General features: G+C 69.8%; 14 protein-coding genes, 1 tRNA gene and 1 other RNA gene. 11 read left to right on the forward strand and 5 right to left on the reverse strand.

From position 1 onward, the window contains the following. The first annotated feature begins 13 nt into the window (after positions 1-13). Entirely contained in the window at positions 14-613 is a 600-nt protein-coding gene (locus ACZZZQ_RS12600) for a GNAT family N-acetyltransferase (RefSeq protein ID WP_187250358.1), read from the forward strand. Between the two features lie 114 nt (positions 614-727). On the opposite strand, the gene ACZZZQ_RS12605 is transcribed toward ACZZZQ_RS12600, so the two are convergent. Further along, a tRNA-Ser gene (locus tag ACZZZQ_RS12605) sits at positions 728-815 on the reverse strand. 244 nt (positions 816-1,059) lie between these two features. Between ACZZZQ_RS12605 and ACZZZQ_RS12610 the strand changes: the two genes are divergently transcribed. Together ACZZZQ_RS12610 and trhO are read left to right on the forward strand one after the other, a co-directional pair. Next, positions 1,060-1,938: an aminoglycoside phosphotransferase gene (locus ACZZZQ_RS12610; protein ID WP_157538284.1), complete on the forward strand. Its 879-nt coding sequence runs from the start codon at positions 1,060-1,062 to the stop codon at positions 1,936-1,938. A 9-nt stretch (positions 1,939-1,947) separates the two neighbouring features. Further along, positions 1,948-2,838: an oxygen-dependent tRNA uridine(34) hydroxylase TrhO gene (gene trhO, locus ACZZZQ_RS12615; protein ID WP_072591645.1), complete on the forward strand. Its 891-nt coding sequence runs from the start codon at positions 1,948-1,950 to the stop codon at positions 2,836-2,838. Between the two features lie 36 nt (positions 2,839-2,874). Here trhO and ACZZZQ_RS12620 read toward each other — a convergent pair whose 3' ends face one another. The 4 genes from ACZZZQ_RS12620 to ACZZZQ_RS12635 form a co-directional block, all read right to left on the reverse strand. Further along, positions 2,875-5,130, reverse strand: coding sequence for a transglutaminase TgpA family protein (locus tag ACZZZQ_RS12620; protein ID WP_463507687.1), 2,256 nt, complete (start codon positions 5,128-5,130; stop codon positions 2,875-2,877). Beyond that, on the reverse strand, positions 5,117-6,328 hold the full coding sequence (locus tag ACZZZQ_RS12625; RefSeq protein WP_463507688.1) for a DUF58 domain-containing protein: 1,212 nt from the start codon (positions 6,326-6,328) through the stop codon (positions 5,117-5,119). Before ACZZZQ_RS12625 ends, ACZZZQ_RS12620 begins: the two co-directional genes overlap by 14 nt. A gap of 13 nt (positions 6,329-6,341) precedes the next feature. Further along, entirely contained in the window at positions 6,342-7,331 is a 990-nt protein-coding gene (locus ACZZZQ_RS12630) for an AAA family ATPase (protein WP_056279820.1), read from the reverse strand. Positions 7,332-7,418: 87 nt separating this feature from the next. Then, complete coding sequence (locus ACZZZQ_RS12635; RefSeq protein ID WP_463507689.1) at positions 7,419-10,328, reverse strand: hypothetical protein; 2,910 nt, start codon at positions 10,326-10,328, stop codon at positions 7,419-7,421. A gap of 50 nt (positions 10,329-10,378) precedes the next feature. Between ACZZZQ_RS12635 and ffs the strand changes: the two genes are divergently transcribed. From ffs to ACZZZQ_RS12675, 8 genes are all read left to right on the forward strand, one after another. Continuing rightward, positions 10,379-10,475: signal recognition particle sRNA small type (ffs, locus tag ACZZZQ_RS12640), an RNA gene on the forward strand. A gap of 43 nt (positions 10,476-10,518) precedes the next feature. Next, on the forward strand, positions 10,519-11,136 hold the full coding sequence (locus ACZZZQ_RS12645; protein ID WP_463507690.1) for a rhomboid family intramembrane serine protease: 618 nt from the start codon (positions 10,519-10,521) through the stop codon (positions 11,134-11,136). 155 nt (positions 11,137-11,291) lie between these two features. Further along, a complete protein-coding gene (locus ACZZZQ_RS12650; RefSeq protein ID WP_463507691.1) occupies positions 11,292-11,867 on the forward strand; it encodes a hypothetical protein in 576 nt (191 codons plus the stop codon). 60 nt (positions 11,868-11,927) lie between these two features. After that, positions 11,928-14,051, forward strand: a complete 2,124-nt coding sequence (pta, locus tag ACZZZQ_RS12655; RefSeq protein ID WP_053097402.1) for a phosphate acetyltransferase — start codon at positions 11,928-11,930, stop codon at positions 14,049-14,051. Then, the gene (locus ACZZZQ_RS12660; protein ID WP_363521302.1) at positions 14,048-15,268 is read left to right on the forward strand and encodes an acetate/propionate family kinase; all 1,221 of its coding nucleotides are present in this window, start codon (positions 14,048-14,050) and stop codon (positions 15,266-15,268) included. The genes pta and ACZZZQ_RS12660 overlap by 4 nt, the downstream gene beginning before the upstream one ends. A 54-nt stretch (positions 15,269-15,322) precedes the next feature. Continuing rightward, positions 15,323-16,171, forward strand: coding sequence for an HAD-IA family hydrolase (locus tag ACZZZQ_RS12665; RefSeq protein WP_400341846.1), 849 nt, complete (start codon positions 15,323-15,325; stop codon positions 16,169-16,171). Then, positions 16,168-18,672, forward strand: coding sequence for a glycoside hydrolase family 65 protein (locus ACZZZQ_RS12670; RefSeq protein ID WP_056279834.1), 2,505 nt, complete (start codon positions 16,168-16,170; stop codon positions 18,670-18,672). Before ACZZZQ_RS12665 ends, ACZZZQ_RS12670 begins: the two co-directional genes overlap by 4 nt. Position 18,673: 1 nt before the next feature. After that, positions 18,674-19,753: a DUF2207 family protein gene (locus tag ACZZZQ_RS12675; RefSeq protein WP_463507692.1), complete on the forward strand. Its 1,080-nt coding sequence runs from the start codon at positions 18,674-18,676 to the stop codon at positions 19,751-19,753. The last annotated feature ends 24 nt before the right edge of the window (positions 19,754-19,777 follow it).

Consider the following 19,777-nt stretch of genomic DNA (forward strand, 5'->3'; position numbering starts at 1 on the left):
TCGAGGAGCAGCATTGTCGCGCATCCGTCCGTATCGTCCGTCCGACCGCGCCGCCCTCTACGACGTCTGCGTCAGGACTGCGGATGCCGGAGCCGACGCGACCGGGATCTTCTCGGACGACTCGCTCTGGGGCGATCTCTTCGCCGTGCCGTACGTCGAACGCCACCCCGACCTCGCCTGGGTCGTCGAGACCGACGACGAGCGCGTGATCGGCTACATCGTGGCGACGGACGACACGGATGCCTTCGCGACCTGGTTCCGCGACGAGTGGTGGCCTAGGCGACAGGAGCGGTACCCGAGGGTCGACGAGCCGAGCACCCGTGAGGATCGCATGATCGAATACGGCTATGCGCAGGCCCCGGGCCGGGACGCGAACGCGGAGGAGTACCCCGCGCACCTGCACATCGACCTCCTGCCCGAGACCCAGGGTCAGGGACTCGGGCGCCAGCTGATCGAGACGCTCTTCACCGAACTGCGCCGCCGCGGAGTGCGGGGGCTGCATCTGGGCATGGACCCGAACAACACGGGCGCCGCCGCCTTCTACAAGCGGCTGGGCATGACACCGCTCCCTGCGGAGCCGGGCGGACAGAGCTTCGGCGTGACGTTCGACTGAGCTCTCGGCCGGGCGGCGGGTCCGGTGCTCGCTGCGCTCGCGCCTCCCCGAATCCCCAGCGCTCGATAAAAAGCATGAAGGGCCCCCGCTGGCGCGGAGACCCTTCATGCTTTTTGGCGGTGACGGCGGGATTCGAACCCGCGGTTGCTTGCACAACACACGCTTTCCAAGCGTGCTCCTTCGGCCGCTCGGACACGTCACCAAGGAACAACCTGAACAGTCTATCCGATCGGGTGGGCAGCCCATGACCAGCTCGTGTGAGGAGCATCATCCGGCGGGATGCTGCTCCACCGGTATGCGATTTGTCCGAGCCTTGCGCCCGCGAAGCGATGCTCTCTAGCCTCGAACGTAGACACTATGCGGTCATATAAGAGCGCACGGACCGGGTGTGTGAGCCCGGCCGCGCAGCCGACACCGATCGGCGAACTCGTCTCGGAAGGACGTTCATGGCGACAGACCCTTTGCCCACCGTGGCCAGCACTCCTGTGCGCACCGCGTTGCGCCTGGCACACTCCCGCGCTCTCGCAGACCTCGGCCTCGATGCGATCGGCCGTTCACGCTTCGGATGGCGCGACCGGTCGATCGGCTCAGCCGTCGAACGGGCCGGCTCCTCATACTGGTTGCGAGTCGTCTGGGCTCGAAGCGAGTGGGCGAGGAGCTCGTGGTGGGTCGGCAACCAGGACGCGATGACCATCACCGGGGTCGAGAAGCCCCGACTGATCGACGCGCGGGCGTGGGAGGAAGGGCCGCTGGTGTATCGGGCCGACCTCATGAGCCTGCTTCCTGGTCGGGTGTGCGCTCCGACATCCGTGCTCGAGCGGACGCCCGGGCTGGACGAGACGTGGTGGACTGCGCTCGAACGCAACCTCGACGCCGTCGCGGCGACGCCGACGGAGCGCACCGTGCTCGATTCTGAGATCATGCGCCGCAGGATCGGCGTGTTCTTCGGCATCGACCTCGACGTCGACCAGGACGACTGGGTGGCGAGCCACGGCGACCTGCACTGGAACAATCTTCACCGGGAGCCGTTCGCGATCGCCGACTGGGAGTCCTGGGGTCTGGCGCCGCGCGGCTATGACCCGGCGTTCCTGCTCGGACACTCCCTGGCCGTTCCGCACGTGGCAGATCAGATCGCGCGGCGATTCCGTCGGGACCTCGAGACCGAGAGCGGCATCGTCTCTCAGCTGTACGTGATGACGAAGCTGCTCACACGTGCGGACGCCGGAGAGCACGTCGGACTCGTGCCCGCGGTGCATCGTCACGTCGGGCGGCTTCTCGGCACTCGGGTGCCGCTGCGGCGTCGGGCTCCCGCTCGTGCGACGTAGGATCTCTGGGTGGCAACCCCCAAGATCGTCCTCTTCTACGTCTTCACCCCGCTCGCCGATCCGGATGCGATCCGGGTGTGGCAGCGCGACCTCGGCGAAGCGCTCGGGCTGCGCGGACGGCTCCTCATCTCGAAGGACGGAGTCAACGGCACGTTGGGCGGTGACCTTCTGGCGCTGAAGAAATGGGCGCGGTCATTCAGGTCTTATGCGCCCTTCAAGAACGCCGACATCAAGTGGAGCGAAGGCACCGGCGTCGACGCCGATGGTCGTAGCGTCGACTTTCCGAAGCTCAGCGTCAAGGTGCGCGACGAGATCGTGTCATTCGGAGCACCGGGCGAACTGCGGGTCGATGAGAACGGCGTCATCGGCGGCGGCACTCGGCTCACACCGGAAGAGCTGCACGAGCTGATGGGGGAGCGAGGCGACGAGGTCGTGTTCTTCGACGGACGCAACGCGCTCGAAGCGCAGATCGGCCGCTTCCGGGGAGCGGTCGTTCCCGACACCGAGACGACTCGCGACTTCGTGCAGCTGCTCGACTCGGGTGCCTACGACGACCTCAAAGGCAAGCCGGTCGTCACCTACTGCACGGGCGGCATCCGCTGCGAGGTGCTCTCGAGCCTGATGACAGCCCGCGGGTTCGGCGAGGTGTACCAACTCGAGGGCGGCATCGTCCGCTATGGCGAGCAGTACGGTGACGACGGCCTCTGGGAGGGGTCGCTCTACGTGTTCGACAAGCGCGGCTCCGTCGACTTCTCCGACCACGCGGCCGTCATCGGCGAGTGCGTCGGCTGCGGTGTGCCGACCAAGCGCACCGCGAACTGCCCGGACCCCGCCTGCCGCACCCAGTTCGTCGTCTGCGAATCCTGCGACTCGGTGCGCTGCGAGCTGCACGCCGCCTGATCCCCTGGCCAGCACCTTCGGCAGTCGCGGTACTACTCAGACGAGCAGCGGCACGTCGGTGCGGCGGCTGACGAAGAGCGATCGCGGCAGCAGGAACGCGTGGACCCTCGTCCAGCGATCGACGCTGCGGCGCAGTTGAGCCGTCACATCGATCAGAGCGGCGTCGAGATCTCGGGCCGCGCTCGCCGAGGGGCGCGCATAGCTCGCCTGCTCGACTGCGGCGACGAGCACTCTGACGGCGTCGGCATTCACGCCGCTGTCTCTCACGAGGTCATCGCCGCGCATACGAGGGGTCTCGGCGTCCGACAGGGGTACGCGCAGATCCTGCATGGTCGCCCGCAGCTCGGCCCACGCGGCTCCGGCGTCACCGTCCCGGGCGCGCCCGCGTCGCGCGAACCGCAGCGCGAGACGAGCGAATGCGGGAATCAGCAGCACCACCAGCACCCCGAGCGTCGTCAGCACGACGGGAGTGGGGTCGAGCTGACGACGCTCCCCGGTCGCGCCGGCGTTGTCGCCGGCATCCTCACGCTCGAGCTCCGGTCCCGAGGTCTGCTCGGTGCTGGGAGCCGCCGTCGGAGCGGGCGTCGCGGCGCCGCCCGTCCCCCCGCCCGTCGTCGCCGCGGCGCTGAAGGCCGTCGGAACCCCGAGAGACGCCGTCGGTTCGAACGGGACCCAGCCCACGCCGGGGAAGAGGACCTCGGGCCATGAGTGCAACTGGTCGCTCGAGACCGAGTACACCGCCTCATCGCCGCGCGTCGTCTCGGTCAGCGCACCGGGAAGGTAACCGACGACGATGCGCACCTCCATGTCGAGGCTCTCCGCCATGAGTGCGAACGCCCCGGCGAAGTGGATGCAGTATCCCGACCGCACCTCGAGGAACTCGGCGACCGCATCGGCTCCGGTGCCGTCGAAGCCCTCGTCGACCGGGGTCTCGAGAGAGTAGGCGAACTGGCTCCGGAACCACGACTGGAGCGCGACCAAGCGGTCGTAGTCGTTCGTGGCGTCCGCCGTGACCTCGGCCGCGGTCTCGCCGATCACGTCCGGCAGGTCGACCGGCTCGGCGTCGGGGTCGACGATCGGCGAAGCGGCGGGAAGCGCGCGGATCTGCTCGAGAGTCGGTGAGACCTCGAGCGACCGCACCGTGTAGTCGTTGCCGACGGCATCCCCGTTGCGAGACGCGAGAGTGCGGTTCTCGGGGCTCACCCGCCAGGCGGCGGAAAGTCCCTGCACGCCGGTCGCGGGGTACGGCACGGGGAGCCATGAACTCGACATCCGGATCACGCGGATGGAGGTGTTCTGGTCGGTCGTCTCGATGTCGTCCGCCCACTCGTCGGGGCCGAATCCCTCGCTCTGCGCCTGCAGGTCGCCGCGATCGGGCTCCCACACGCGCCCGTCGAACGACGACAGCGTCGTGAGTCGCAGGTAGGGCGCGGTGTCCGCCGTCGTCGCCAACGTCAGCACCTCGACAGGGTTCGGCTGTCGCAGGTCATCGCCGAGGCGCAGCGACGCATCGACGGTGACCCCCGTACCTGTGCCCGTGAGAGTGGCCGAGACCGGCAGCACCGGTGCGACGATCACCGTCGCCGCGAGCGCAGCGACGCCGACGCCGGCGGCGACCGCCACGGATGTCCGCCGCGGCGAATCGGGATTCTGCGCCGCCGTGTACCGCAGCAGCACGAGGATCAGGATGCCGAGCAGCACGAACCAGACGACGTTCACACCCCCGAGAGTGGCGATCATCGGCATGGATCCGACGACGGCGGTGAGGAGGCTGGCGAGGATCGCGCCGCGCTGGGCGACGAGCTGGTCGAGCAGGATGGCGACGACGCCGAACCCCAGGCCCATCACCGCCTGGAGCCCCGGTGATGCGGCGAGCGGGGCCGAACCGAAAGCGATCTCCTCCCAGGCGGCGGCGGCGAGAGCCTGGAAGGTGTAGAACGTCGCTTCGGTGGGCACGACGCCGAACACCGCGGTGTCTCCCGCGACGAGCAGGATGACGGTGCCCATCACCACCAGGATCTGGACGGCGATCGTGACGAGGTCGCGTGCCCAGGCCGGACGGCCGCGCATCAGCGTGCGACACGTCATGCCCGTGAGCGCCGTGACGACGATCACGGCGAGGACCGCGAACGACCAGCTGCCGGGTTCGATGACCGAGGTGAACGGCCACATCGCGACGAGCCCGGCCGCCGCAGCCAGCACCGACGGCAGGACGGTGCCGACGGGCAGCTCGTGCTCGCGGTGCCACGACAGGCGGGATCCGCGTTCGGCCTGTCGTTCAGCTCGGGACATCGGTCGCTCCCCGGTGGTCCGCGGTGCCGCCGATGCGGTCGGGCAGCACGTCCTCCCACGCCTCTGCGATGTCGTCGCCGAGTCTCGCGAAGCGCCAGCCGTTCCGCTCGGCCGCCGCGACGACGCCGGTGCCCGGTGCGGTCGCGAACAGCATCGGCGCTGCCGCTCCGGACGGGCGCAGCAGGGCGGCATCCTCGTCGTCGATCTCGCCTGTGATGTAGACGAGCGGACCCGGAGGTGTGCCACCGACCAGAGTCGGGAGGTCGCGGGGCTCGCCGCGCGGGCCGACCAGCGCGAGGGCGACGAGAAGGCCGTCCCGATCGTCTTCGTGGCCGCGCAGCGTGCCCAGCAGAGTCCCGCCGCTGTCGATCACATCGACGCCGTATCCCTCCTGCACGAGGTGCACGGCGACGGAGGCGCACATCGACACCGCGGTCTCGAAAGCGGGGTCCTCGGCATCACCCGGGCGCGCCCAGCGTGCGGCGCTGCGGTCGAGGATCACGAGAGCGTCGGGGCTGGACTCCTCCTCTTCCTGCCGCACCATCAGCTGTCCGCGATGCGCGGTCGCCCGCCAATGGATGCGGCGCATCGAGTCGCCCGGGATGTAGCGGCGCGGCGAGAGATTGTCGCTGCCCTGCCCGAGCCGGCTCGAAGACGTGTGCGCGGTCCCGCCGGCGGCCCCGACCTTGACGGTCAGCGGCGCGAGCGTGTACACCTCAGGGACGACGGTGACCGTGCGCGTCTCGCCGAACGCCTGCTCGCGCTGGGCGAGACCGAACGGGTCGACGGTGCGCACCACCAGGGGGCCGATCGGCCACACGCCGCGACGGACGCCGGTGATCAGATAAGTCAGCTGCCCCGTCTCGGACGGGTACTCGCCCGCCGAGTCGCCGCTCACCGCGGGCGGCAGCACGTCGCGCCAGAGTCCGCGGGGAACGCGCAGGGCCCGCAGGGTGAAGCGCAGGGTCACTCGCGAGGTCTCCGACACGGTCAGCAGGTCGGTCGAGACCTGCCGCGTGACGGTGCCCGTGCGCCGCGGCAGCCGCACGACGAGAACCGAGAAGACGGTGAGCACGAGAAGGAGGATGCCGATGTAGAGGAGGATCGGCGCGCCCAGCATATTCGCCGCGATCAGGCAGCCGAGACCGGAGAGGAGCGCACCCGTTCCCCGCAGGGTGAGGGTTCGACGGCGAGGCATGGCGAGCGGCGGGTCAGGAGCGCGCGGTCACGGGCACCCGCACGCGCTCGACGATCTGCCGCAGGGCCGCCTCGACCGGCTGGGCTCCGGCGCGGTGCGCGCCGCGGGCGGGAAGGAGTCGGTGGGCGAAGACCGGGACGATCAGCGCGGTCACGTCGTCCGGGATCACGAAGTCGCGTCCGTCGAGCGCCGCCCACACCTTCGCGGCGCGGATCAGCTGAAGAGTCGCCCTCGGGCTCGCACCCAGGTGCAGATTGGGGTCGGCTCGGGTGGCCTGCGCCAGAGCGACCGTGTACTCCTCGAGCGCCGGCGCGACATGCACGGAGCGCGCCCAGGCGATCAGTCCCGAGATCGACGCCGCGTCGGCGACCGCTCGCACCGCGGCGAGCGGGTTCACGGTGTCTCGCTGTCGCAGCATGAGCGCCTCGGCCGCCGCATCCGGGTAGCCCATCGAGATGCGCATCATGAAGCGGTCGCGCTGTGCTTCGGGCAGCGCATAGGTCCCCTCCATCTCGAGCGGATTCTGGGTCGCGACGACCAGGAACGGATCGGGCAGCATGTGGGTCGACCCGTCGACCGTCACCTGCCCCTCCTCCATGGCCTCGAGCAGCGCCGACTGCGTCTTGGGCGACGAGCGGTTGATCTCGTCGGCGATCACGATGTGCGCGAAAACCGCGCCGCGTTTGAACTCGAACTCGCGATCGACGGGGTTGTAGACGCTCACGCCCGTCACATCGCCGGGGAGGAGGTCGGGAGTGAACTGGATGCGGCGGACGGTCGCATCCACGCTCGCGGCCAGCGCGCGTGCCAGCATCGTCTTGCCGACGCCTGGCACGTCCTCGATCAGCAGGTGTCCCTCGGCGAGCAGGCACACGAGCGCGCTCCGCACGGCATCCGGCTTGCCGTCGATCACCCGTCCGACGGACTCGACGATGGCAGACGTCTGCGCGGCGAACTGCTCGGCGTCGACGACGGCCGGGATCAGGGGCGGGTTCTCTGGCATGCGTTCCCTCTCGCGTGGGCGCTGCGGTGCGCGTGAACCGATCGTAACCCGGCTGCCTACGGTTGGGGTGAGAACCGGCGTCGGGCATCAGCCCCAGACACGAGCTCGGGGTTCTGCGGGGTCCACCCGGCTGTCGGCGCTGCGCGCGACACGCAGCAGGGCGAGTCCCTGCACCCCGCTCAGCTCGTGCAGTGAGCACGTGCCGATCAGGGCCCGCCAATGGTCGCAGAAGCGCTCGGCGTCTCCGCGCCGCCGGGCGATCAGGCGAGGCACTGCGAGAAGCGTGCGTCCGGGGGAGAGGCGGTCGGCGAGGCGTTCGAGCACCCGGACCCGCGGCAGCCCGGCCGCGTCGATGCGCAGCAGGAACCGGGGTGTGCGCACCGGTGCGAAGAGCTCCTCGACGGCATCGGCGATCACGCGTGCGTCCGAGACGGAGCCGCCGAGCTCGATGCGGATGCGGGTGGGGTCGGCGTCGTCCGGCCGCGCAGTGATCGCTGACTCGTCGATCCGCCCGACGCGTCCTGCCTCCTCCAGCGTGCGGGCGACGGCGACCGCCGCGGCTCGGTAGATCTCGGCCGGCCTCGAGCGATCGCGCAGAGAGCGGACGAGCATGCGCACAGCGGATGCCGTCGCAGCGACAGCGCCCCCGATCAGCGCGAGCGCGACCCCGAAGGCAGGGGCGAAGGAGACCCCGAAGAGCGCGAGCACGGTGACGAGCACGCCTGTCGTCGCGGCGCCGGCGAGGAAGCCGCCGACCGCTCCCGCCCTCGCCGTCTGCGCGGCGCGAAGCAGTGGGGCGCGGGTCGTCCGACGGATCGACACCGTCTCCCCTTCGTGGGCACGGTACGGCTCGCCGATCCGCCACTCCTCCCTCGTCCGACTCCGAGAGGGCCACTGCGCGCGCACGAGGGCGCCGAGATCCGCGATCGTCGTCGACGGGTCCTTGTCGAGCACACGAGTCCACGCCTCGACGGCGGGTGCGGTGAGTGCATGACCCAGTCCGCTGACGATCCGGCCGTCGCCCTCGGCGCTCAGCCCCCACAGATGCGAATGCCGACGACGGAGTCGCAGGGACTCGGACGCATCGTCGAGGTCGACGTGCGACGGGATCAGGCAGACGACCGACCAGTTGTGCGCGACCTTCTCGGGCCATGCCGGATCGAGCCTCAGGGTGCGCCCCCGCAGCTGCTGGGTGCCGGATGAGGTGGCCACGGTCGTGAGATCGACGAGGGTGTTCACCGACGGGCAGTCCCAGCCTTCGCCGAGCAGCCCCCGGGTGCCGACGAGCAGGCGCACATCGCCTCGGCGGATCAGCTCGGACACGGCCGCGACGACTCGTCCGCTTCCGGCGGCGCGCACCTGCAGGTCGCGCACGGGACCGATGCCCTCCGCGATGCCGACCGGCTCGCCGAGCAGTTCGCCGAGCGCGACCGCGATGTCGGCGGCGTCGTCGGCGCGGACACGCAGGTGCTGCGAGGTCAGCAGCACGGGGCGCAGTCGGGAGGTGACAGCGTCGACGGCGAGGAGGCCGAACGTGCGGAGCGCCCCGGCGGGTGCGTCACCGGCCAGACCGCGGCTGTTGCCGTGCTCGACGAAATCGGTCACGACGACCGCGCGGATCCGATGGCCGTCGGCGCCGGCGAGTTCTCGCTGGAGGATCTCGACGGCCACGTGGTCCTTGGCGGCGGAGAACGCCAGAGTGGTCTCGATCGGGTTCCGACCGCGTCTTATACCCCGGTCGGTCAGCGCGTACCCGAAGTCCGCGAGCGAGCGCCGCACGTACTCCCACTGGCGCACGGCAGAGGGATCCGAGAGCAGCCGTGCCTGGGCGAACCGTGACAGGACCGTCAGCAGGTCGTCGGTCGTGCATCGGTCGAGCAGGGCCGGCGGGACGGAGACGATGAGCGGATGCTGCGGAGAGACCTCGCGCAGCACGAGAGCGCATGACCGGGTGAGGGCGAAGTCCGTCGCGAAGGCCCGGTCGAGGCGGGCGAGCGGAGTCTCGGCGAGAGAGGCGTCCTGCGGGTCCGCGGGTTGGAGGTGATGCTCGAGGTACGACAGCGCGTCGGGGGTCGACAGCACCTGCGTGATCAGGTCGTGCAGCAGCGATTCGTGCCGTCGGATGAACGCGGCCTCTTCGGGCAGGGGCTCGGTGAACATCACGTGATCGCGATACGGAGCCAGGTGGCCCTCCTTGACCACCGCCGGTGTCGGCACCTCGTAGTCGACCTCGCCGAGCAGGTGGCTGTAGTTCTCGTACTCGGTCTCGTCGTCGGGCGACGGCAGGGTCGCGGTGAGGCCGATCAGCGTCGGCTCCGCGCCGCTCTCTCGGATGCGGGCGACCAGATAGGCCACCACGATCGCCCAGTGGTCGAGCAGATGATGGCACTCGTCGAGCACGACCGTGCGCACCCCCGCCTCGACGAGTCGGTCGAGGAGCGCGACGGCGTTCGGGTGCAGCACGCGAGCGAGCTCCGAAGGGCGCTGGCGGGTGAAACGCGAACGCAGTCGGCGCGCACGACTGCGGATGCCGGAGCGGTGGCGGGCGGGGTTGTCCACCGCCAGCTCGGCGAGCCACGTCGCGGCATCCGCCTCGCTGCGGCCGCTCGCGACGAGTTCCTCCGTCCAGATCGCCCTGGCGAGGTCGTCGAAGGGTGAGCCGTCTCCCGTCACGCTGAGCAGCTGATAGGTGAGCACCGTCAGGTCGCCGAGACGCTCGGGATCATCCGAGACGGCCGCCGCGTCCGGCGCCAGCTCCGACGCGGTGCGCACCCACTGATGGCGGATGGTCACCGTCGGCGACAGCACGAGAGTGCGGTGACCTTCGCGTGCGGCGAGCAGCAGGCCCAGCAGCGTCTTCCCGGAGCCTGGCGGAGCGACGATGTGCAGCGGGGCTGCGCCTCCCGGAGGGATCCGGTCGAGGACCTCGGCCTGGTAGGTGCGCAGCGTTCCCGGAAAATGCCACGTCGACAGGGGAGGGGCGGCGACGGGATCCATGACCTGCCCAGTCTGTCAAAGAGCAGGGGCAGACATCGGCTAGACTTGTCGACGGCTCTCCGCGTGGCGGCATCCAGGCCAATTCCCCCAGGGCGGAAACGCAGCAAGGGTAACCGGGCTCTGCTGGGTGCGCGGAGGGTCACTTTCTTTTTGTCAGGGTCCTCCGGGGCAGTCCTGACAGGATCGTGACGTGACAAGGCCCGATGTGACCCGCACCGCCGACTCCCCGCGCTCCAGCGCGCTCGGCCGTTTCGCGGCGCCTCTGCTGCTCGTCGCCCTGATGTGGCTCGTGCAGCTCGTCGACGCGATCCTCCCCGGATCCTTCACGGGCTTCGGTCTTCGGTCCTGGGACCTCTCGGGTCTCGGGGGCATCGTGGTCGGGCCTCTCCTGCACGCGGATTGGGCGCACCTGATCGGCAACACCGTGCCGCTTCTCGTGCTCGGCAGCCTCGTCGCTGTCGAGGGCGCTCGCAGGTTCTGGACCGTCACCGCATTCGCCGCAGTGGTCGGCGGCCTCGGCACATGGCTCGTGAACGCGCCAGGAGCATTGACCGTCGGGGCATCAGGACTCGTCTTCGGGTACTTCGGATACACCGTGATGCGGGTCTTCGCGCCGGGACGAGTCGCTCATCGCGTGCTCTATGCGATCGTCGCGCTCATCGTGATCGGCCTCTACGGCGGCTCGATGCTCGCCGGCGTCGTCGGCGTTCGCGAGGGCATCTCGTGGCAGGCGCATCTGTTCGGTGCGATCGGGGGCGGCCTCGCCGCGTTCGTCGGCAGAGGCAGACGCGAGACCCGCAGCGTATGAGCTCTCGGGGCGCGACCACGAGGAAGACGCCGTCGACGAGGAAGACGGCGGCTCACAGGAAGGCAGGCGCCCGCAAGGCGACTGACGGCAAGACGGCGAGTCGGCAGCGCGCACGCACGCACCGCGCGTCGCCGCGACGTCGAGCGCAGCGGCGGATGCGGCGGGCGAAGGTGCTGCGACGCGTCGCACTCTTTGCGGCGGCGGTGATCGTGGTCGCGCTCGCCGCGGTGCTGATCCCGCTGGGACTCGCCCACGAGAAGCCGCTGGCGATCTGCATCTCCGATCCGACCACGTTCCCGGAGGCGGGTGTCGCGGGCTGGCAGGGGGAGCAGCTCGAGAACGCCGCGACCATCATGCAGACGGCGACCGCGCTCGGCTTCGGTCGAGACGGGCAGATCCTGGGCGTCATGACGGCGATGGGCGAGAGCAGCCTGAACAACATCGACTACGGCGACTGGGAGACGAGCGGGTTCACGAACCCCGACGGCAGCCGGACGACGAGCATCGGACTCTTCCAACAGCAGCACTGGTGGGGTTCGGCCGAGCAGCGCATGGACCCGGCGACCGCCGCGACGCTGTTCTACGAGCGCCTCGCGAGGGTCCCCGACTGGCAGTCGATGGATCCGTCGCTCGCGATCCACCGGGTGCAGATCAACCTCGACCCCACCTATTACACGCGCTACGCCTCGGACGCCGCAGCCGTGGTCGATGCGCTCTCGACGCCCTGCTGAGCTGTTTCGCACGGCTGTCAACCCAGCGAGATCATGAGGTCGTGCACCTAGGGTGGGACTGTGGCGCAGAGCATCTACATCACCTCGGCCGAAGGCCATACCGGTAAGTCGACCATCGCCCTCGGCGTGCTCGACGCGCTCATGCGCGTCACCCCGCGGGTCGGCGTCTTCCGCCCGATCGCCCGGTCGGTGACCGAGCGCGACGACGTGCTCGAGCTGCTGCTCGCACACGACGGGGTGCACCTCGACTACGAGGACTGCATCGGCGTGACCTACGACGATGTGCGAGACGACCCCGACCGGGCGCTGTCGACCATCGTCGCCCGGTTCAAGGCGGTCGAAGCCCAGTGCGACGCGGTCGTCATCATCGGCAGCGACTACACCGATGTCGCCAGCCCCGCAGAGCTGGGGTACAACGCCCGGATCGCCGCGAACCTGGCGGCGCCCGTGCTGCTCGTGCTCAGCGGTCGCGATCAGCAGCGGCAGGCCGAGCAGCTGGGCACGACCACCGCCCGCACTCCCGCCGCGGTCGGACAGATCGGGGCGCTCGCGCTCGCCGAACTCGAGGTCGAGCGTGCGGAGCTGTTCGCGATCATCGTGAACCGGGCCGACCCCGATCGGCTCGACGACATCGAACAGGCCGTCGCGGCGGTGCGCCCGCAGAAGACCACGCCGGTGTGGGCGATCCCCGAGGACCGCACCCTGGTGGCACCGTCGATCGACGGCATCCTCGCCGCGGTCGACGGCCGGCTCATCAAGGGTGACCGCGACCGTCTCGCACGCGAGGCGCTGACGATCGTCGTCGCGGGCATGTCGATGGTGAACGTGCTTCCCCGGCTCACGGAGGAGTCGGTCGTGGTGATCCCCGCCGACCGCACCGAGGTGCTGCTCGCGACGCTGCTCGCGGATGCGTCCGGCACGTTCCCCCGAGTCGCCGGCATCATCCTGAACGGCCCCTTCCCGCTTCCCGAGCCGATCGTCCAGCTGCTCGACGGCTTCACCTCGACCGTGCCGATCATCGCGACCGACCTCGGCACCTACGACACCGCGGTGCGCGTGATGGGGGCCCGTGGCCGCATCTCGCCCGAGTCGCGGGGCCGCTACGACCGGGCGCTGGGGCTCTTCCAGACCCACGTCGACATCGCCGAGCTCACCACTCAGCTGGGTCTCGCGGAGTCGCGCGTCGTCACTCCGCTGATGTTCGAGTACGGCCTCATCGAGCGAGCACGCTCCGACCGTCGACGCATCGTGCTGCCGGAGGGCGATGACGACCGCATCCTCCGAGCGGCGGCGACCCTGTTGGCCCGGGAGGTCGCGGATCTCACGATCCTCGGCGACGAGTCGGCGGTCAGGGCTCGGGCGGTCGAGTTGGGCGTCGACATCTCGGCGGCCCAGGTGATCAGCCCGAACGATCCCGAGATGGTCGAGCGCTTCGCGGCCGAGTACGCGCGGCTGCGGGCGCACAAGGGCATCACGCTGGCCCAGGCCGCCGACACGGTCACCGACGTGTCGTACTTCGGCACGATGATGGTCCACCTGGGCCTCGCGGACGGCATGGTCTCGGGTGCCGCGCACACGACGGCGCACACGATCCGCCCGTCGTTCGAGATCATCAAGACCAAGCCGGGCGTCACCGTCGTGTCGAGCGTCTTCCTCATGGCGCTCGCCGACCGGGTGCTCGTCTACGGCGACTGCGCGGTGATCCCGGATCCGACGAGCGAGCAGCTGGCCGACATCGCGATCTCGTCGGCGGCGACCGCACAGCAGTTCGGCATCGAGCCGCGCATCGCGATGCTGTCGTACTCGACGGGGGAGTCCGGCTCGGGTGCCGACGTCGACAAGGTCAGAGCCGCGACCGCACTCGTGCATGAGCGTGCACCCGAGCTGCTCGTCGAAGGCCCGATCCAGTACGACGCCGCGGCCGACGCGGCGGTGGCGAAGGCGAAGCTCCCCGACTCGGCGGTGGCAGGGCGGGCGACCGTCTTCGTCTTCCCCGACCTGAACACCGGCAACAACACGTACAAGGCGGTGCAGCGATCGGCGGGTGCCGTCGCGATCGGCCCCGTGCTGCAGGGTCTCAACAAGCCGATCAACGACCTCTCGCGCGGTGCCCTGGTCGACGACATCGTCAACACCGTCGCGATCACGGCGATCCAGGCGCAGTCCGAAGGAGAGACCGCATGAGTGCGATCCTCGTCATCAACAGCGGTTCCTCGTCGCTCAAGTACAGCCTGATCGACATCGAGAACGAGAACGAGCTCGCGACGGGACTCATCGACCGGATCGGACAGGACCTCAGTGCCGTCCGCCACACGGTGCGTCCGGATGCCGGAGGGGATGCCGTCGTCACGATGCTCGATGCCTCGTACGACTCCGAGCAGCCCGTAGCCGATCACGATGCCGCGTTCACGGTGATGCTCGACCAGTTCGCCGAGCACGGTCCGCTGCTCGACGAGCATCCGCCCGTCGCAGTCGGACACCGGGTGGTGCACGGCGGGGCACGGTTCTACGCACCCACCCTCGTCACGCCGAACGTCGAGGAGCAGATCGAGGAGCTCTCGGTGCTCGCCCCGCTGCACAACCCCGCGAACCTCGCCGGGATCGTCGCGGCGAGGGCGGTGTTCTCCGGCGTCCCGCACGTCGCCGTGTTCGACACGGCGTTCCATCAGACACTGCCTCCGGCCGCCTACACCTATGCGATCGACGCAGAGCTCGCCGCGGAGCACCGGGTGCGCCGATACGGATTCCACGGCACCAGCCACCAGTTCGTGAGCGAGTCGGCCGCCGCGTTCCTCGGGCGCGACCTCGGCACACTCCGCCAGCTCGTCTTCCATCTCGGCAACGGCGCCTCGGTGACCGCGATCGAGGGCGGCCGATCGGTGGAGACCTCGATGGGGCTCACTCCGCTCGAGGGGCTCGTCATGGGGACCCGGTCCGGGGATCTCGATCCTGCGGCCCTCGTGCACCTCTCGCGTCGAGCCGGGTACTCGATCGACGATCTCGATGCGCTCCTCAACACGCGCAGTGGGCTCAAAGGCCTCGCAGGGCGCAGCGACATGCGCGACATCCTCGCGGGCAGGGAAGCGGGAGATGCGGCGGCGACGCTCGCGTTCGACGTCTACATCCACCGGCTCAGGGCGTATGCGGGGTCGTACATCGCGCAGCTCGGCGGAGTCGACGTGATCTCCTTCACCGCGGGGGTCGGCGAGAACGCAGCGGCCGTGCGCGCGGAAGCGATGGCGACGCTCGGATTCGCCGGCGTGGAGATCGATCACGGGCGCAATGCCGCACGCCAGCGCGGAGTCCGGCGGATCTCGACGGACGCGTCCAGAGTCGTTGTGCTCGTGGTGCCCACGAACGAAGAGCTCGAGATCGCCCGGCAGACGTTCCGTCTGCTCTGACCGATACGCCCTCGGGGGTTACCGCTCGGTGCCGAGCCGCACTACGCTTGCACAGTGGCACGGAGAGGTGCCGGAACCCTCGTCCTTCTCCTGGAGGCTGCTGTGCCCGAAGCCCTGCCCGATCCGCTCCGCGCCGAAGGCGTCCTGTTCGATCTCGACGGCGTGCTGACGCCGACCGCCGAAGTGCACATGCGCGCGTGGAAGGTCGTCTTCGACGACGTGTTCGAGCGCTGGGGCATCACGCCTCCGTATTCGGATGCCGACTACTTCGACTACGTCGACGGCAAGAAGCGCTATGACGGCGTGGCCAGTCTGCTGCGCAGCCGCAACGTCGAGATCCCCTGGGGTGCGGTCGACGACCCGCCCGAGGCCGAGACGATCTGCGGCATCGGCAACCGCAAGAACGCCGCGTTCGCCGAGTCCCTGCGTGGCGAGGGCATCGCCCCGTTCCCCGGATCGCTCGCACTCGTCGAGAAGCTCTCCGCCGCCGGCATCCCGCTCGGTGTCGTCTCGAGCTCCAAGAACGCCGAAGAGGTGCTGGCTGCCGCCGGCATCCGCTCGTTCTTCCGCATCGTGGTCGACGGTGTCGTCGCAGAGCGCGAGAACCTCGCCTCCAAGCCCGCCGCCGACATGTTCAGCGCCGGCGCCGTGGCGCTGGGCGTCGACCCGGCCCGCAGCATCGCCGTCGAGGACGCGACCTCGGGCGCGGCCTCTGCCGCCGCAGCCGGATTCGCGACCGTCGTCGGCGTCGACCGCGGCACCGGGGCCGACGCGCTGCGCGCCGCCGGCGCGACGGTCGTCGTCGACGATCTCGACGTGTTCCTCGACCCCGCGGCCGACGAGTCCGCGCCGTCCGACTCCGCCGCTCAGGCACCCCGCTCCGACAACGAGGAGACCGCATGATCGACCGCGACCGCTTCCCCGTAGACCCCTGGCGCCTCATCGAGACGCGTTACTCCGAAGACGGGGTCGCCGAGACCCTGTTCGCCGTCGGCAACGGCTACCTCGGACTCCGGGGCAACCACATCGAGGGGCGCGGCGCCCACGAGCACGGCACCTTCATCAACGGACTGCACGAGACGTGGCCGATCCGGCACGCCGAGCAGGCCTACGGCTTCGCCGAGGTGGGGCAGACGATCGTCAACGCCCCCGACGCCAAGGTCATGCGCGTCTATGTCGATGACGAGCCGATCTCGTTCGATGAGGCGGACGTGCGCGAGTACCGCCGCACGCTCGACATGCGCACCGGCGTGCTCGAGCGCACCGTGGTGTGGGAGACCCCGTCGGGCAAGCGCGTGCGGATGCGCGACGAGCGCATCGTCAGCTTCGAGGAGCGCCACCTCGCCGTGCTGCGACTCGAGGTCGTCGTCGAGAACGCCGACGCCCCGGTCACCGTCAGCTGCCAGATGATCAACCGCCAGGACGGTGCCGGCGTGTACGCGGGCACCCCGAACCAGGCCAAGGGCGGATTCGATCCGCGCAAGGCCGAGAAGATCGCCGAGCGCGTGCTCGAGCCCGGCGAGTACTGGCAGGACGGACTGCGCTCCGCGCTGTCCTACAGCGTCGCGGCATCAGGCATGACGGTCGCAGTGGTCGCCGACCACATCATCGAGACCGAGAACGACTACACCTCGCGCACTCTCATCGAGGCGGACATCTCGAAGAACGTGTTCCGGGTGCAGGCGAAGGCCGGGGTGCCCATCACGGTCACCAAACTCGTCAGCTACCACACCTCTCGCGGTGTGCCGGCCCGTGAGCTCGTCGACCGCTGCCGTCGATCCCTCGACCGCGTCGCGGTCGAGGGCGTCCAGGCGCAGTTCGATCGACAGGCCGAGTGGCTCGCTGCCTTCTGGGCTCGCAGCGACGTGCAGATCGGCGGACAGGACGACATCCAGCAGGCGACCCGCTGGTGCCTCCTGCAGCTCGCACAGGCCTCGGCCCGCGCCGACGGAACCGGCGTGCCCGCGAAGGGCGTCTCGGGGTCGGGATACAGCGGACACTACTTCTGGGACACCGAGATCTACGTGCTCCCGTTCCTCACCTACACGTCGCCGCAGTGGGCGCGCAACGCGCTCCGGGCGCGAGTGCTCATGCTTCCGGCGGCTCGCCGACGGGCCGCGCAGCTCAACGAGGCGGGCGCGCTGTTCCCGTGGCGCACGATCAACGGCGAAGAGGCCTCCGCCTATTACGCGGCTGGCACGGCGCAGTACCACATCAACGCCGACGTCAGCTTCGCGCTCGGCAAGTACGTGCGCGCGACGGGCGACGACGACTTCCTGCGGCGTGAGGGCATCGACATCGCGATCGAGACGGCGCGACTGTGGGCGACACTCGGGTTCTGGCGCACCTCGCGCCTCGTCGCCGACACGAAGGACGACGACGGCATCGAGACCTTCCACATCCACGGTGTGACAGGTCCTGACGAGTACACCACCGTCGTCAACGACAACCTCTACACGAACGTCATGGCGCGCTACAACCTGCGCTACGCGGCGAAGGTCGTGCGTGAGGCGCAGGAGGCCAACGGCGAGGAGTTCGCCAGGGTCGTCGAGCGCACCGGACTCGCCGAGGGCGAGGCGGAAGGGTGGGAGCGCGCCGCCGACGCGATGTTCATCCCGTTCAGCGAACGGCTCGGCATCCACCCGCAGGACTCGCTGTTCCTCGAGCGCGAGGTCTGGGATCTGGCGCACACGCCGAAGGAGCAGCGACCGCTGCTGCTGCACTTCCACCCGCTCGTCATCTACCGGTTCCAGGTGCTCAAGCAGGCGGATGTCGTGCTCGCGCTGTTCCTGCAGGGCAACCACTTCACGCCGGAGGAGAAGAAGGCCGACTTCGACTACTACGACCCGCTGACCACGGGCGATTCGACGCTGTCGGCCGTCGTGCAGTCGATCCTCGCCGCCGAGGTGGGCTACCAGGATCTCGCTCTGCAGTACTTCCGGCAGTCACTGTTCGTCGACCTGCACGACCTGCACCACAACGCGGCGGACGGTGTGCACGTCGCGTCGGCCGGAGGCGTGTGGACCGCTCTCGTCTGCGGTTTCGGCGGTATGCGCGACTATGCCGGCGAGCTCAGCTTCGACCCGCGGCTGCCCGCCGACTGGCCGTCGCTGTCGTACCCGCTGCAGTGGCAGGGGGCCTCTCTGCAGGTCACGCTCACGACGGGTGAGCTGCGCGTGCGAGTGCTCTCCGGAGACCCGGTGCCGTTCACGGTGCGCGATGTGGCATACATCGCCACGACCGAGCAGGAGGTCGTCGTCCCACTCGCGGATCAGGGACCGCTCATCCCCGGTCGCCCGTCGCTGCGGCAGTTCGCCGACGCGCTGCGCGAGGACGGCACGCGGCTGTCCGCATCCGTCCCGGTGATCACGACCGCCATCCCCATCATCGAGCCGATCGACTGAGGTGCTGATCACCGCAGCGCTGTTCGGACTCGCGCCCGCGCTGCTCCTGTTCGTGTTCGCGGTGGTCGAGCGGGCGCGCTCGGTGCAGCGCGTCGCGTCCCCCGGTGCGCGGTTCAGCCCGGCCGAGGGTGCGACCGTGCTGCACGACGCGCTGCTGCTGAACGCGGATCGGAAGGCCGTAGCCGCCGCGCTGATCGATCTGGCCGTGCAGCGCAAGGTGCGGCTGCTGGTCGACGCCGACGCGGCGACGACCGGCAGGTCGCACCGGCGTGCACCAGTCGGCATGGAGGTCGTCGACGGTGCGACGTTCACGTCCGAGGAGCTCAGCGTGCTCGAGGCGCTGTTCGGGCCGGATCACACCCCGGGGCGGGTGCGACGGTTCAGTGCGGATGCCCGGGCTCTGCACCGCCGGGTGCGCGGTGTCCTCGACGAGGCGGAGAAGCGGCTCGCGGCCGCGGGGCTCATCGACCGGAGTCGACGCGGGTGGGCCACGTTCCTGATCCGCGTCGCCGCGGTGCTGGTGGGCGGCATCTGCCTTCTGCTGCTCATCGCCGCCTGGTCGGTGAGCGAGCCGGGTGCGGCTCTCTACGCCGTGCTGGTCGTCGGCCTGGTCGCGGCGGTCGCGGCGATCATGGTCGCTCCGCGGGCGTGGCGCCGGTTCCGCCCTGCGGCGCAGCCGCTGCGCGCGCACCTCGCCGGGATGCGCGAGTACATCGCCCTCGCCGAGGCGGAGCCGCTGCGGTTCTCGCAGTCGACAGACGGGGCGGATCTGCGGGCGGACGTCTCGTCGGCGGCGTCGGCGGAACGACTGCAGAGGTTCCTGCTGAACGAGCGACTGCTGCCCTACGCGGTGCTCTTCGGTCTGGAACGGTCATGGACGGCTGTGCTGCAGACCGAGTCGCAGGCCCTGCGGCTCGCCGAGGGGATCGAGGGCGCGATGGAGGTCGCGGGAGCCGTGGTCGAGGTGATCGAAGCGGTGGGTGGCGTCGTGCATCTGGTGAGTGCGGTCGGCGAGCTGGTCGACGCGACGGGCGGGGTCGTCGAGGTGGTCGGCGGCGTCTTCGAGGCCGCGTCGTCGTGAGCCTTCGCCGAACCTCGGCCGTCT

The sequence above is a fragment of the Microbacterium sp. AC132 genome, from assembly GCF_979258525.1.

Excerpts from the sequence above, each read along its gene's own strand:
- ACZZZQ_RS12635 (WP_463507689.1), bottom strand. The coding sequence starts at position 10,328 with ATGGATCCCGTCGCCGCCCCTCCCCTGTCGACGTGGCATTTTCCGGGA.
- ACZZZQ_RS12630 (WP_056279820.1), bottom strand. The coding sequence starts at position 7,331 with ATGCCAGAGAACCCGCCCCTGATCCCGGCCGTCGTCGACGCCGAGCAG.
- ACZZZQ_RS12670 (WP_056279834.1), top strand. The coding sequence starts at position 16,168 with ATGATCGACCGCGACCGCTTCCCCGTAGACCCCTGGCGCCTCATCGAG.
- ACZZZQ_RS12625 (WP_463507688.1), bottom strand. The coding sequence starts at position 6,328 with ATGCCTCGCCGTCGAACCCTCACCCTGCGGGGAACGGGTGCGCTCCTC.
- ACZZZQ_RS12650 (WP_463507691.1), top strand. The coding sequence starts at position 11,292 with ATGCGGCGGGCGAAGGTGCTGCGACGCGTCGCACTCTTTGCGGCGGCG.
- ACZZZQ_RS12660 (WP_363521302.1), top strand. The coding sequence starts at position 14,048 with ATGAGTGCGATCCTCGTCATCAACAGCGGTTCCTCGTCGCTCAAGTAC.
- ACZZZQ_RS12610 (WP_157538284.1), top strand. The coding sequence starts at position 1,060 with ATGGCGACAGACCCTTTGCCCACCGTGGCCAGCACTCCTGTGCGCACC.
- ACZZZQ_RS12620 (WP_463507687.1), bottom strand. The coding sequence starts at position 5,130 with ATGTCCCGAGCTGAACGACAGGCCGAACGCGGATCCCGCCTGTCGTGG.